This is a genomic window from Novispirillum itersonii, assembly GCF_014205675.1.
GTDB classification, from domain to species: domain Bacteria; phylum Pseudomonadota; class Alphaproteobacteria; order Rhodospirillales; family Rhodospirillaceae; genus Novispirillum; species Novispirillum itersonii_A.
In genome coordinates this window covers 1-14,024 of the sequence record NZ_JACIIX010000028.1, presented here as the reverse complement: position 1 = coordinate 14,024, position 14,024 = coordinate 1, and the positions used below count along the sequence as shown (strand labels likewise).

13 protein-coding genes are annotated in these 14,024 nt (G+C 65.1%); 7 read left to right on the top strand and 6 right to left on the bottom strand.

The features are described from left to right. On the top strand, nucleotides 1–210 hold a 210-nt coding region (locus FHS48_RS19955; protein WP_221443617.1), incomplete at its 5' end, for a hypothetical protein. A 137-nt stretch (nucleotides 211–347) separates the two neighbouring features. Here the strand turns inward: FHS48_RS19955 and FHS48_RS19570 are convergent. Further along, nucleotides 348–1,658 (bottom strand): SPOR domain-containing protein, encoded by a 1,311-nt coding sequence (locus FHS48_RS19570; protein WP_184266606.1) that lies wholly within the window; start codon nucleotides 1,656–1,658, stop codon nucleotides 348–350. A gap of 408 nt (nucleotides 1,659–2,066) precedes the next feature. On the opposite strand from FHS48_RS19570, the gene FHS48_RS19565 reads away from it, so the two are divergent. Continuing rightward, the gene (locus FHS48_RS19565; protein ID WP_184266603.1) at nucleotides 2,067–3,614 is read left to right on the top strand and encodes a CYTH and CHAD domain-containing protein; all 1,548 of its coding nucleotides are present in this window, start codon (nucleotides 2,067–2,069) and stop codon (nucleotides 3,612–3,614) included. 100 nt (nucleotides 3,615–3,714) lie between these two features. Here FHS48_RS19565 and FHS48_RS19560 read toward each other — a convergent pair whose 3' ends face one another. From FHS48_RS19560 to putA, 5 genes are all read right to left on the bottom strand, one after another. After that, complete coding sequence (locus FHS48_RS19560; RefSeq protein ID WP_184266600.1) at nucleotides 3,715–4,818, bottom strand: branched-chain amino acid aminotransferase; 1,104 nt, start codon at nucleotides 4,816–4,818, stop codon at nucleotides 3,715–3,717. A gap of 152 nt (nucleotides 4,819–4,970) precedes the next feature. Then, nucleotides 4,971–5,174 carry a DUF4169 family protein gene (locus FHS48_RS19555; RefSeq protein WP_184266597.1) on the bottom strand — a complete coding sequence of 68 codons (204 nt, stop codon included), beginning with the start codon at nucleotides 5,172–5,174 and terminating at the stop codon, nucleotides 4,971–4,973. 54 nt (nucleotides 5,175–5,228) lie between these two features. Then, the gene (locus FHS48_RS19550) at nucleotides 5,229–5,393 is read right to left on the bottom strand and encodes a hypothetical protein (RefSeq protein WP_184266595.1); all 165 of its coding nucleotides are present in this window, start codon (nucleotides 5,391–5,393) and stop codon (nucleotides 5,229–5,231) included. Nucleotides 5,394–5,496: 103 nt separating this feature from the next. After that, nucleotides 5,497–6,411: a DMT family transporter gene (locus tag FHS48_RS19545; protein WP_184266592.1), complete on the bottom strand. Its 915-nt coding sequence runs from the start codon at nucleotides 6,409–6,411 to the stop codon at nucleotides 5,497–5,499. A gap of 227 nt (nucleotides 6,412–6,638) precedes the next feature. Next, nucleotides 6,639–10,583, bottom strand: coding sequence for a bifunctional proline dehydrogenase/L-glutamate gamma-semialdehyde dehydrogenase PutA (putA, locus tag FHS48_RS19540; RefSeq protein ID WP_221443616.1), 3,945 nt, complete (start codon nucleotides 10,581–10,583; stop codon nucleotides 6,639–6,641). 203 nt (nucleotides 10,584–10,786) lie between these two features. On the opposite strand from putA, the gene FHS48_RS19535 reads away from it, so the two are divergent. The 5 genes from FHS48_RS19535 to FHS48_RS20640 all read left to right on the top strand — a co-directional run. Continuing rightward, on the top strand, nucleotides 10,787–11,272 hold the full coding sequence (locus FHS48_RS19535) for an Lrp/AsnC ligand binding domain-containing protein (RefSeq protein WP_184266589.1): 486 nt from the start codon (nucleotides 10,787–10,789) through the stop codon (nucleotides 11,270–11,272). A gap of 93 nt (nucleotides 11,273–11,365) precedes the next feature. After that, nucleotides 11,366–11,890 carry a sigma-70 family RNA polymerase sigma factor gene (locus FHS48_RS19530; RefSeq protein WP_184266586.1) on the top strand — a complete coding sequence of 175 codons (525 nt, stop codon included), beginning with the start codon at nucleotides 11,366–11,368 and terminating at the stop codon, nucleotides 11,888–11,890. Next, entirely contained in the window at nucleotides 11,887–12,882 is a 996-nt protein-coding gene (locus FHS48_RS19525; protein ID WP_184266583.1) for a FecR family protein, read from the top strand. The genes FHS48_RS19530 and FHS48_RS19525 overlap by 4 nt, the downstream gene beginning before the upstream one ends. Before the next feature lie 145 nt (nucleotides 12,883–13,027). Then, on the top strand, nucleotides 13,028–13,870 hold the full coding sequence (locus tag FHS48_RS19520; protein WP_184266581.1) for a TonB-dependent receptor: 843 nt from the start codon (nucleotides 13,028–13,030) through the stop codon (nucleotides 13,868–13,870). A gap of 11 nt (nucleotides 13,871–13,881) precedes the next feature. After that, on the top strand, nucleotides 13,882–14,024 hold a 143-nt coding region (locus FHS48_RS20640; protein ID WP_184266578.1), incomplete at its 3' end, for a transposase.

Sequence of the window (14,024 nt, the reverse complement as noted above, 5' to 3'; positions counted from 1 at the left end):
CCCTCTCTTCACTTGTCTAACAGCGGCGCCACCAAGGTGACTTCCAACGACGCTCCCCACCAGCTCTTCGCTGCGGCCCGCGTCGTCGGGAGGCGGTTTTTACTCAATCCCGCCAAACTCGTCAACATCTTTTTTCAACTATTTTCTCAACCTCTTTGCCTCCCCGATATCGGGAAAACGGAGCGCAGAATGCTGACCAAGCAAGCTTGACGATGGCCTTCTACAGAGTGAGAGAAGAAATCAGATGACCAGCGCGCTGATCTGCGCCGGAGAAACCATCATTAGCCAGTTCGACCGAGGCTGGCAAGGGGATTCATCATCCGCTGCCATAGTCCTTTGGACTCTCCTCAGCCCCCCAGGAACACGACCTCGCAATACTGCCCCTTCAGCTTGGTGCAGAATTCCTGAGCTTTGGCACGGTCAGCAAACGGACCCGCGTTAAGGCGGAAAACCGTCCCCTGATCCGGCAGCGTCACCTGTGTCACCCGAGGGGTGATCGCGGCCAGATCGGGATAACGCCCGATCATTTCCTTCCATCCCTTGTCCGCCAGCTCCTGATTCTTAAAGGATGCCAGATGGACGGCAACGATACCGCCAGCCCCGATCGGACTATCGGCGTCCGGGTTGCTGAAATCCGCAGGATCGGGAACAGTCTGATTGGCCATCCGGCCCGTCTGCAAGACCGCCGCCGGGTTATTAATACTGGCGCCGGGCTGGGCATTGGCCGGAGTCCCCGGAGCCGGAGCCTGCGGCATCAGCTGCTGCGGAGCCTGAGCCGCTGCGGCGGGCGGAGCCTCCACCGGTTTCGGGGCCGGAGCAGTCGGCTTCGGGCGCGGGGTCCCGCCCCGCAGAGCGCGTTCAATCGCAGCCCGCTCGTCCTCATACTCCCCCGGACTAATCACGTTATTGGCCCGCAGGCGGTCGAGACGGCCGATCGCATCAGCCGCTTCCATCACACCACGCGGCACCGGCGGTGCAGAGGCCCGCACCTTGGGCTGCTCCGGCAGAACGCCATCCAGAATCGCCTGTCGTTCCATCGCGTGCTGGCTGGCACTGATGCCACGGCCCTCGAAGGCCGCCGCCAGTGCCTTCAGGCGGTTCCCCACCGCCTTCGCATCCGGAGACGGACGGTCCAGCCCGGTCCCCGGCGCCCCATGCGTCAGGGGCAGCAGGGCCCCGATATTCTGCCCCCGGCGCGCCATCCATTCTTCCGGAGTCGCCAGATTTTCATCAACCAGCGACTTGAAGACGGCAAACCGCTGCCCGGCAGCCCCAAGACCGTTCGGCGGCAGGGCCGCCCCGGCTGGCGGATCGTTCTTCTTCAGATTAGGGTAACTGAGCGCACCGGGGCGGCTGCCGCCACCAAGGGCCTGGAGATTCTCTTCCGCCACATCCCGGACCGAGCGCTGGCGCATATCCCCCCACGGGCCGGAGGAAATCGTCGCCGTTGGATTGAGCAGAAGAATTTGCTGGTACAGCGCCTCAGCCTTCTGGGGACGGTTGGTGTTCTGATACAGCATCCCCATGGCCAGCAGGGCATAGGGATCTTTCGGGTCTGCATCCAGTGCCGCAGACAGGCTTTGCTCTGCCACACCGTATTCGCCCCGCGACATCGCTGCCAGCGCCGTATCAACACGGGAGCTGGAGGGCGAGGTCATGACCCGGTTAAATCCCTTGGGGTCATACACCGGCCCGCAGGCCGTTAGCAGGCCCGCCGCGCACACCGCCGCCAGCCCGAGTCCCATTCTGATGAAACGACGCTGCGTCACCGCTGAAATTCCCTGTCTATTCCATGCACCCGGCACACCGGGCCCGGTTGTGTTTCTCACCCCCGAACCCAGCATGGAAATCCTGCCGGTACAGTGTCACCGATCTCCCTGTCTTGACAAGAAAAAGCACCTGATCAGACATCTTCACCCCGTCTATCCCGCATCATCGGCATAGCAGCCCTGCCTGACAGGAGTTTCATTTTAGGTCTGCTCCGTTTTTGCATATCATGCAAGGCAGTCAGGCCTGCCTCCGGCCTTCACCGCGCCCTCCCCGGCGCATAGATCTGGACTGCTGCGATGGCGACGGAACTGGAACTGAAGCTTGATCTTGACCCGGCCCTGATCGACAAGGTCCGCCGTCACGGGCTGATCCGCCGCCTGCGACAGGGAAAAGCGGTCAGTCAGGATCTGCGCAGTGTGTATTTCGACACCAGCGACCATGCCCTGCGCCAGATCGGGGCCACCGTCCGCATCCGGCATGTCGGCAAGCGGCGGATCCAGAACGTGAAGATGCGACGGCCCGCCGAAAGCGGGGCCCATTTCAACCGTCTGGAATGGGAGCATGATGTTTTCGACGATTCTCCGGCTTTGGTCGCCCTGAACGAAACCGCTCTGCCGCAGGCGCTGACCACCCCCCTGACAGACCTGTCACTGGCACCGCAGTTTGCCACCCACTTCCGGCGCAGCAGCTATGTTCTCGCCACCGAGGATGCGGAAGTGGAACTGAGCATCGACCATGGGGGAGTCGAAACCGGCCAGCAGACGCAACCCTTCTGTGAGCTGGAGCTGGAGCTGAAACGCGGAACGCCGCAGGCCCTGTTCACCTTTGCGCGGGAACTGGCCAGCACCCTCCCCCTGCGGATCGGCACGGTTGCTAAATCAGAACGCGGTTATCGCCTGCTGACCGGGGAAGTCCCCGGCGTCAAGCGGGCCAAGGCACCGGCCCTGACCCCGGAGATGACCGCCGCACAGGCATTACAGGTGATTGGCCGCACCTGCCTGTCGCATCTTCTGGCCAATCAGGATGCCTTGCAAAAGCAGCGTTCCCCCGAGTCGGTGCACCAGATGCGGGTGGCGATGCGGCGCTTCCGCTCCGCCCTGACGGTGTTCCGCCCGGCCCTGTCAGCACAGGATCCCCAGCTGGCGGCAATCCGCGAACACGCCCGCTGGATTGCCGATACACTGGGAGAGGCCCGGGATCTGGATGTGTTCCTCAGCGAGGGCCTGAGCACCGCCGAGGATGCCCTGACCGCCGCCGAGGTCCCGGCTGCCGTCTTTACCGCTCTGCGGCAGGAACTGATGGCCCGACGGACCGCCGCCTACGAACGGGCGATATCCACCGCCGCCTCTCCGGCCTTCACGCTGGCCTGCCTTGATCTGGCCGAATGGATTGAAACCGGGGCGTGGCTGACGCTGGAGGATGACACCGCCGCCCCCCGCAGCCAGCGGGTTGCCGACTTTGCGACCACGATTCTTGCCGCCCGTTACCGCAAAGTCCTCAAGCGCGGGCATCGCTTTGCCAGCCTGTCTGTCGCTGCCCGCCATCAGGTGCGGATTGAGGTGAAGAAACTGCGGTACAGCGTCGATTTCTTCGGATCGCTGTTCCCCGGAAAGCGGACAGCCGCCTTCGCGGAGGCCCTTGCCGCCCTGCAAGATCATCTGGGGCACCTGAATGACGGAGCCGTCGCCCTCGGGCTGCTCCAGACCCTGTCAGAACAGGTCCCGGCCTGCGCCCTGCCCGCCGGTCTGGTCGGCGGCTGGCATGCGGCCCGGCGGGATGAGGTGCTGGACATCGCCCGCCAGAGCTGGAAGGCCTTCAGCCGCCGCCGGGTTTTCTGGGACTGATCCAAAGCCCGTCCGAACGCGCTCCGCTGCAAAAAAGCCCCGGTGCAGACACTCCGCACCGGGGCTTTCTGTATCAGTCCCAAAGACCGAAGGGCTGACGTTACACGCCCCTCAGCACATGGACCCAGCCATGGGTATCCGGTGCCGAACACCGCTGAATATCCACCAGCGCCGAACGCAGCTTGGTGGTGACCGGGCCGGTCTGGCCGTCGCCGATCTTGAACTCGCCACCCTGATGCTTCACGGTGCCGATGCCCGCCACCACGGCGGCGGTCCCACAGGCGAAAGCTTCCTTCAGCTTACCGCTGGCCGCATCCGCCTTCCAGTCATCATAGGAATACGGGCGTTCCTCAACGGTCAGGCCGTTGTCGCGGGCCAGCTCGATCAGCGACTTGCGGGTGATCCCCGGCAGGATGGTCCCCGCCACCGGCGGGGTGACAAGGGTGTTGTCGTCCATCACGAAGAAGACGTTCATGCCACCCAGTTCCTCGACCCAGCGGTGTTCGACCGCATCGAGGAACACCACCTGATCACAGCCCTGCGCCGCCGCTTCCGCCTGCGCCGCCAGACTGCTGGCATAGTTGCCGCCACATTTGGCGGCCCCGGTGCCACCGACGGCAGCGCGGGTATAGTTCTGCGACACCCAGATGGTGACCGGCTTCATGCCGCCCTTGAAATACGGGCCGACCGGCGAGGCGATCACACAGAAGATGAAGTCGGTGGCCTTGCGAACCCCGAGGAACACTTCGCTGGCGAACATGAAGGGGCGCAGATACAGGCTGCTGTCCCCTTCCGGAATCCAGCGGGCATCCAGCTGCACCAGCTTTTCGACCGCCGCGATGAAGTCACCTTCCGGCAGTTCCGGCATCGCCATACGGTGGGCCGACTCGTTGAAACGGCGGGCATTCTCTTCCGGGCGGAACAGCACGGCACGGCCATCGGCGGTGCGGTAGGCCTTCATTCCTTCAAAGATTTCCTGCGCGTAGTGCAGCACGCTGCTGGCCGGATCAATCTGGAAGGGGGTCCGTGCGGTTACCTGCGCCGAGTGCCATCCCTTGTCCACGTTCCACTTGATCACCGCCATGTGGTCGGTGAACAGGGTACCGAAACCGAGATTCTCAAAGGCCTTCAGACGGTCGGCTTCCGGAGTCGGCGTGCTGGTCGGCATGATCTCGAAGTCAAGGGTAGCAGTCTGCACGGACATTTTATTACCTTTGAAGACGGTGTGGTGTGACAACTGTGCGGCGCCCCGGCCGGGGGAGTCTGGCCGACGGACGCAGGCACGGCAAACGGTCCGCTATGCAACCATGCCAAAGGCGCGACGCATAGAAGAATGTTGCAGTCAGATGCAGGAAATCATGTGGAATCGGTCGGGTCAGCGGTCTCCGGGTCGCGCTGGTGACCATCAAGACGGCGCTCGGCCTGAGTCTTCCGGGCCTGCGTCAGCTGTTTTTCAGCTTTGGTACGGCCAAAGGCGGCACGGTTGGCTGCCGCCACCGCCTCTTTCTCCGTCCGCGCTTTCTGTTTGCGCGCCTGCCGCAGATTAATGATGTCTGCCATGATCCACCCCGCATCGCCGCGATCGGCTATCGGTAGCGCATCTGCCGCCGGATGTCACGACAGCGCCGAACGGAGCACCCGCCACAGGTCCTGCAACAGGGTATCCTGACGGGGCGGAACCAGCGGCACCCCGCCCCCTTCCCAGGGTTCAGCGATTCGGGTCAACGGACGGCCGCCGCGGCGGCCGACCAGAAAGCGGGCAGTGGTCAGGTCATGCATGATGCGGCCTCCCGATGGATGGCGGACAATCCCGACATTCCTCCTGAAGTATAGCACCCTCTGCCGCAGGCGCAATTAGTGCGCATTACTCATGTTGCGGCAATCACTCTGCCGGTTTCAGGGACCGACGTTGCAGGGTCGGCATCACCTCCACCAGAATGATGCTGCCCAGAATCAGCGCCCCGCCAACCGCCTGAATCGGCCCCATGGTTTCGCCCAGCGCCACCGCCCCGGCCAGCGCGGCAAAAGCCATCTCGGAACTGAGCAGAATCGCTGCCGTCGCCGGATGGGTATAGCGCTGGCCGATCACCTGTAGGGTAAACGCCACCCCGACCGACAGGAACCCGGCCCACGCCAGTTCAAACGCCGCCTTCTCAAACAGTTCCAGCCGCGGCGTCTCCAGAATTCCGGCGGCAATCGACCCCAGAACCCCGGCAATCACGAACTGGCTGACCGCCAGCGCCAGCGGGCGGCCACTGCGCGAGGCAAAAATACCGACAAACGTCACCTGAATCGCCCAGAACACCGCGCCGATCAACACCCATAGATCCCCGGTGTTGAAGGCATCAATATGCCCGCCGCCCAGCAGGAAAATCCCGGCAGCACAGCCTGCTGCCCCCGGCCACACCGCCCAGTGCGGGGTGCGGCGGAACAGCAGCAGGGCAATCACCGGCACCATCGGCACGTACAGACCGGTGATGAACCCGGCATTGGTCACCGTGGTCATCCCCAGACCGACCTGCTGGAGCCACGCCCCGGCAAACAGCGAGATCCCGCAGCCAAGGAAGCCCAGCCAGTCGGTACGGCTGAGGCGGTGGACGGCGGCGCGGGCTTCCCGCAGGGCCAGCGGCAGCACCACCAGCGCCCCCATCAGGAAGCGGGTGCCGGTGAAGGCCAGCGCCCCGATGCTTTCGCCGCCGGACGTATCCGGCGCCACCGCCAGTTTCTGCACGACAAAGGTCGAGCCCCAGATGATGGCGGCAATCAGGAGCAGGGCATGGGCTTGCAGGCGGGACACCGGAAACCTCCACAGGTCTTGTTGGCGGGCGAGTCCGGTCAGAGTCCCGGTTTCGCGGAGTATTTTGGCCGGAAACACGGCTCTCAACCATAGGGGGAGAATCCTGACCGGCCGAACAGTATTACGTCACACCTTAGAAAAGGAACAGCCCGAAACACGCGGTTCCGGGCTGCCCTCTCTGATTTTGGATAAAATCTACACTCTCCCGGCAAGAAACCGGGTGCAGATTATTCCGCCGCCGCATCCTCGTTCAGGGTCATCAGCGAGGCATTGCCCCCCGCTGCGGTCATATCGACGGTCAGGGTCCGTTCGGCACAGAACCGGGACAGCAGATACGGGCTGACCGAGTCGGTGACGAGATGAACAATCGCCCCCTCCCGCGCTGCCAGCACCGCCGCCGCCTGTTCCGCCAGAGCCGCAGCCCCGGACACCGCCACCGTCTCAATCCCCGGAGCGGCCAGAAGATCAGCCTGACGGTCGCCCGGAACGGTCAGCACCGGCACCAGCCCGTTCAGGCCCGACAGCGCCGCCATCACCGCCCCGGACAGGGCAGCATCCGCCACCACCGCCACGGCATTGCCGCCGCCCAGCGCCGCCGCCACATGGCCTAGCACCTGCGACAGAGACGCCGACGCATCCGCCAGCACCAGCGCCACACCCCGGCCATGATGGCGCAGTTCATTGCGCTCCCCGGTCGGGCCGGGCAAGGCCAGCGGGGCAGACAGCTCATGCCGGACCTGACGGGCCAGCAGAATCACCTGATCATGGGCGGCCCGCACCTCTCCGGCAGCCGTCGCCAGCGCCCGGCCGGTATCCCGGCCCAGCACCGCCGTCAGCAACGGCCCCTCGACATTCAGGGTTCGGGCCAGATCCAGCAGCAGGTCGGCCCGCTGACCGCCATCGCGGGCGTCAAAGTCCGGCGCTTCCGCCCGCAGGCGGCTCAGCACCGCCGCCACATCCCCGGCGGAGGCCGGAGCCCTCGCCCCGGCAGGCAGGTCGGCGTTCATCAGCTTCCCGGCATCCAGCTCAACCGCCCGGCGGGCAGCGGCCAGATCATCTTCCAGCAGCGGCTCAGCCACCGGTACAGTGAAGCGGCCCAGATAGTTCGGGCCACCGGCCTTCGGGCCGGTCCCCGACAGGCCTTCCCCGCCGAAGGGCTGCACCCCGACCACCGCACCGATCATGTTGCGGTTGACGTAGGTATTGCCGACGCGGGACCGGCTGTGAATATAGCGGGCCTTGGAGTCGATCCGGGTATGAATGCCCATGGTCAGGCCATAACCGGTGTTGCGGATGGCATCGATCACCGCATCCAGATCGCTGCTCTTATAACGCACCACATGCAGCACCGGGCCGAACACCTCGCGCTTCAGCACATGCAGACCCGGGATTTCATAGGCGCGCGGCGCGAAGAAGGTGCCATGGTCACAGGCCCCCGCCACGTCGCAGCGGTAAATCAGCTTTGCCTCGCGGTCCATGCGGTCAGCGTGGGCCTGCAACACGCTGCGGGCGTCCTCGTCGATCACCGGCCCGACATCGGTGGTCAGCAGGTTCGGCAGGTCAATGCGCAGGCGTTCCATCGCCCCTTTCAGCATGCCGATCAGGTGATCCGCCACGTCTTCCTGCACAAACAGCACCCGCAGGGCGGAACAGCGCTGTCCGGCGGACCCGAAGGCCGACAGCACCGCATCGCGGATCACCTGTTCCGGCAGGGCCGAGGAGTCCATGATCATCGCATTCATGCCGCCGGTTTCGGCGATCAGCGGGGCATCGGCGGCCTTGCGGGCGGCAAGGCTGCGGCTGATGATCTTTGCCACCTGCTCCGACCCGGTGAAGGCCACCCCGGCAATACGCGCATCGTTGACCAGCGCCGCACCGACGGTTTCCCCCCGGCCCGGCAGCAGATGCAGGGCATCAGCCGGAACCCCGGCATCCAGCAGAATCCGCACCGCTTCAGCGGCAATCAGCGGGGTCTGTTCCGCCGGTTTGGCAATCACGGCATTGCCCGCCGCCAGCGCCGCCGCCACCTGACCGGCGAAAATCGCCAGCGGGAAGTTCCACGGGCTGATGCACAGGAACACCCCCCGCCCCTGCATCACCACCCGCGACGGACGGCCCGCCGCATCCGGCATTTCCACCGCGCCACCGCAGACGCGTTCGGCTTCTCCGGCGTAATAACGCAGGAAGTCAACGGCTTCCCGCACTTCGGCGATGGTATCGCCCAGCGTCTTCCCGGCTTCAATCTGGCAGACGGTCATCAGGTCGACCATCCGGTCTTCCATCAGGTCCGCCGCCTTGCGCAGCACCGCCGCCCGCTCGGAGGCCGGACGGGCCGCCCACTGCGACTGTGCCGTCACGGCACGGGTCAGGGCATCGGCGATATCCTCAGCCGTCGCCTCGCTGACGGTGCCGACCACATGGCGGGTATCCGCCGGATTGCATACCGGCTGTTCCGTCCGCACCCGCAGCTCACCGCTGACAATCGGGCCGGACTGGCGGACCCGGGCGGCGGAGGCCGCCATCGCCGCCGCCAGCGGCTGGGCAACGGTGCTGTCGGTCAGGTCCAGCCCTTTGGAATTGCGGCGCCCGGCGCCATACAGATCCAGCGGCAGCGGAATATGCGGATGGCGCTTTTTCGGCAGGGCCGCCAGACGCTCCACCGGGTCGGCAATGATCGCGTCAATCGGGGTGCGGTCATCGACCAGCCGGTTGACGAAGGAGGTGTTGGCCCCGTTTTCCAGCAGGCGGCGCACCAGATAGGACAGCAGCTCGGCATGACCGCCGACCGGCGCATAAATGCGGCACGGCACGTTCAGCTTGTTGGCCGGAACGATCTCATCATGCAGTTCCTCGCCCATGCCATGCAGGCGCTGGAACTCAAACGGGCGACCCTCCGCCAGCTCAAGAATGCAGGCGGCGGTGTGAGCGTTGTGGGTGGCAAACTGCGGGAAGAACAGCTCACCGTAGGTGAACAGCCGCCTGGCACAGGCGAGATAGGACACATCGGTCGCCACCTTGCGGGTATAGACCGGATAATCGGTCATCCCGGCTTCCTGCGCCCGCTTCACTTCAGCATCCCAGTACGCGCCCTTGACGAGCCGGACGTTCATCCGGCGGCCAACCCGGCGGACCATGCCCGCCAGTGTGTCGATCACCTGCCGGGTCCGCTTCTGATACGCCTGCACCGCCAGCCCGAAGCCGGTCCAGTTGCCCAGCGACGGATCGCTGTAAACCTTGTCGATCAGTTCCAGCGACAGTTCCAGCCGGTCGGCCTCTTCAGCATCAATGCAGAAGCCGATATCATACTGCTTGGCCAGTTTCGCCAGTTCCAGCGTCCGGGCGGCCAGAACATCAAGGATTTCCGCCCGCTTGGCGAACTCATAGCGCGGATGCAGCGCCGACAGCTTCACCGAAATGCCCGGACCGGCCAGCACACCCCGCCCGTTGGACGCCTTGCCGATGGCATGGATCGCCTTCTCGTAGGAGATATAGTACTTGGTGGCGTCTTCATCGGTGCGGGCGGCTTCGCCCAGCATGTCGTAGGAATAACGGTAGCCGCGCTTTTCCTGTTCGGCGGCCCGGTCCATCGCTTCGGTGATGGTGCGGCCCAGCACAAACTGGCGGCCCATGATCTTCATCGCCTGCTTCAGGGCCTGCCGGATCACCGGCTCGCCCAGACGCGACACCAGACGGCGCACCACCCCTTCCGGGGCATCCTCCGGCAGGTCATTGGGGCCTAGGATCCGCCCGGTCAGCATCAGGCCGATGGTGGAGGCATTGACGAAGATCGAGCGGGAATTGCCCAGATGCTTTTCCCAGTCGGTACCGGTCAGCTTGTCGCGGATCAGCCGGTCGGCGGTTTCGCCGTCGGGAATCCGCAGCAGGGCTTCCGCCAGACACATCAGGGTCAGGCCTTCCTGCGTCGACAGGTCATATTCATTCATGAAGGCGTCAACACCGCCCTTGCGGGAGCGGTTGGAGCGCACCAGCGCCACCAGATCACGGGCACGTGCGGTGACCCGGGCCTTCACCGCATCAGGCAGCGCCGCTTCTTCCATCAGCTCAGCAACGACGGCATCCTCATCCCGGCGGTAACCGGAGGCCAGCATATCGCGCCACTCCGGGAACGCCGGATCAGCGGAGGTAAACAGCATCGGGGTGTCGTTGCTCATGACGTCCTCAGGAGTTGGGTCTGGGGAGACTGGGGAGTGCCTGTTTCCGTTCCCTGCCGGAGCCATGCCGTCAGGGCGGGGTTGTTCTGCTAAAAAGGAATACCAGAAAACGGCAGAGAACGTTCGTCTTTATTTGATGAGAAAAACGTGATAAGAATCCTACATAGACACATCAAGCCATACTTTGTTCTGAGAAAGTGGTCATGAGCAAAACAATCGACCAAATCGACATGAAGATCCTGGCCGAGCTGCAAAAGGACGGCAGGATCTCCAACGCCGAGCTGTCCCGCCGCGTCAATCTGTCGGCGACTCCGTGTCTGGAACGGGTCCGCCGACTGGAACGGGACGGCTACATCCTGTCTTACGAAGCCCGGCTGGACCCCCATAAGCTCGGCTGTCCGGTGGTCTGTTTCATCGAAGTGGCGCTGGACCGCACCACCCCGGACGTGTTCGACCACTTCCGCGAGGCCGTGATCAGCCGCCCGGAGATTCAGGAATGCCACATGGTGGCCGGTGGTTTTGACTATATGTTGAAGGTCCGCCTGCCGGATATGTCGCAATACCGGGGCTTTTTGGGCGAAATCATCATGACCCTGCCCGGGGTGAAGGAAACCCACACCTATGTGGTGATGGAAGAAGTGCTGTCGCGCTCCTCAATCCCTCTGCCCCTGAACGACCGCGCCCGCTGACCCTGCCCCCTGCTGACAAACAGGATTGATTTACACAAGCGATATTGATAATCGTTCGCATAAATCAGAGTCTCTTGGCAACAGGGCACAGCGGTGGCAACAGACAAGGATAAGGTGGACCTGTATCTGGCCCACCGGGCCGATCTGGTCGACTATGCGGCAGCCTTGGTCAAATGCCGGTCCCGGGCCGAAGATCTGGTGCAGGATGCTTATCTGCGCTTCAGCCCGGACGGGCCCGCCCTGCTGCGGCCGGTCCAGTACCTGTACCGGATCGTCCGCAATCTGGCGGTTGATACCCTGCGCCGGGCCAGCCATGATTCTGCGGCCCCCCTTGAGGACTGCTGTGATACACTGGCCGCCCGCGACGCCACGCCGGAGCAGACCGCCATCGACCGCCAGCAGATCGCCCGGCTGACTCAGGCCCTGTCTGCCCTGCCGCCCCCGGTTCGCCGGGCTTTTGAAGCCCACCGCCTGAACGGTGACAGCCTTCAGGACATTGCCGACCGCGAAGGGGTCTCCGTCGCCACCGCCCACCGCATGGTCCGCACCGCCCTCAGCGCCCTGATGCAGGAACTGGACCCGCCGGAGCCCGGCCCCGGGCAGGAGACCCGGCCATGAGCAACGATCTTCTTTCATTCCCCCCGGCCCTCAGCCTTGATGATCAGGCCGCTGACTGGCTGCTGCGGCTTGAACAGGCTGCCGATCCGGCCGTTGCCGCCGACTGTACCGTCTGGTGCGCTGCCGACCCGGCCCATCAGGCCGCCTTCGACCGGGCCCGCCGGGTCTGGGATCTCTGTCGCCATCTTCCGGCGGCACAGAGCAGTCAGGCTCCTGCCCCAATCCGCCACCCGGTGCGTCCGGCACGCCGGACCGGCAGGCGGCCATGGCTGGCGGCGGCCTGTGTCGCCCTGCTCGTTCTGGCCGGAAGCGTGTGGGGACCGGGCCTGACCGGCGGCCCCCGCACCGGCACCGCCGAATGGTCACAGGCCGACCTGACCGACGGCAGCCACATTCTTCTGGCCCCACAGACGGCCCTGTCGTCTGACCTGAAGGGCGACAGCCGTCGGGTCACACTGGACCATGGCGACGCCTTTTTCACCGTCAGCCCTGACCCCGCCCGCCCGTTCCGGGTGATTGCCGGGCCGCTGACCGTCACCGTCACCGGAACCCGCTTTGCCGTCAGCCGCCGGGGGTCCGCCGTCAGCGTGCAGGTGGAGGAAGGCCGGGTTCTGGCCAGCCTGAGCAACCGCCCGGACACCCCGGTTCCCCTGACCGCCGGACAGGCCGTGCGGCTGGAGGACCCCGCCAACGCCCTGACGCCGTACACCCTGCCGGTGGATGCGATCGCCCCATGGCGGTCCGGGATTCTGGCAGTGGAAAACCGCCCGGTCGCCGAGGTGATTGACGATCTGCGCCCCTATCTGCCGGGACTGGTGATCCTGACAGACTCCGCACTGGGGCAGCAGCGGGTGACCGGCGTTTACAGCCTGCACACCCCACAGGCTGCCCTGCGGGCGGTGGTGGCTCCGTTCAGGGGGCAGGTTCAGGCACTTGGCCCGCTGGCCACCCTGATTTCCGGACCGGAGGCTGGCCCGGCCAAACCCCGGTAAGATCCCGCCCCCGGCAGGCCTGACGCATACATCTGAAAAAAATTCACGGTCCCGTGAAAAAAGGCGGCCCTGGCTGCGTCAGTGGAATAACGCGACTGCAAATGATTTGCGTTTTCTGCCCTCCAGACCGGATCTGCCCGCACCGATGACCCGCTCCGCCCTGTCCCTCCGGACCGCCCTCCTCGCCAGCGCCGCCCTGCTCTCCGGCCTGCCGGTCCTGATCACCGCCCCCGTCCCCGCCGCAGCCCAGCAGGCCCCGGCAGCCCGCCCCTTCGATATTCCGGCCCAGCCGCTGGCGGCGGCGATTGCCGCCTATGGCCGCCAGTCCGGGGTACAGGTCAGCCTGCGGGCGGAAGACGCCACCGGCCGGACCTCCGCCGCCGTCAGCGGCACCCTGACCGCCGAGGCCGCCCTGACCCGGCTGTTGCAGGGCACCGGCCTGACCGCCGCCACCGCCACCGACGGCACCGTCACCCTGCTGCCCCTGCCCGCCGCCCCGGCCGGGGCGGCGGTGCTGGCCCCGCTGTCGGTGGCCGGGACTGTCACGGTGCCGGGGGACAGCTCCCCGTGGGAACCGACAGAGGGTTATACCGCCCGCCGGGTCGCCACCGCTTCCAAGACCGATGCCCCCCTGATCCGCACGCCGCAGTCTGTTTCCGTGGTGACCCGCGACCAGATTGACGCCCAGAAGGCCGACAGCGTGGTGGAAGCCCTGCGCTACACCCCCGGCGTGGTCGGGGAATCCTTCGGCATCGACACCCGCTATGACTGGACCCTGATCCGTGGCTTCTCACAGGCGGAAACCGGCCTGTTCCGCGACGGGCTGCAACTGCGCTCCACCGGTTATGCCTCGTGGCGGCAGGAACCCTATGGCGCGGAACGGATTGAGGTCCTGCGTGGTCCGGCCTCGGTGCTCTACGGGCAGGGCGATGTCGGCGGTCTGGACTTGCCCGGAAAAAGTGGAGAGCGGACTTCTAAAATTTGTTAGGAGTTTGATCCATGAAGGACGCAAAGAAAACATTAGGTGGCCGTGGCCGCCATGCTGGTGTGACGCCGGAGTTCCGTGCTGAGGCGGTACGTCTTGTCGAGACGAGTGGGCGATCTGTTGCCGCAATTGCAGAAGATCTGGGTATTGGAAAATC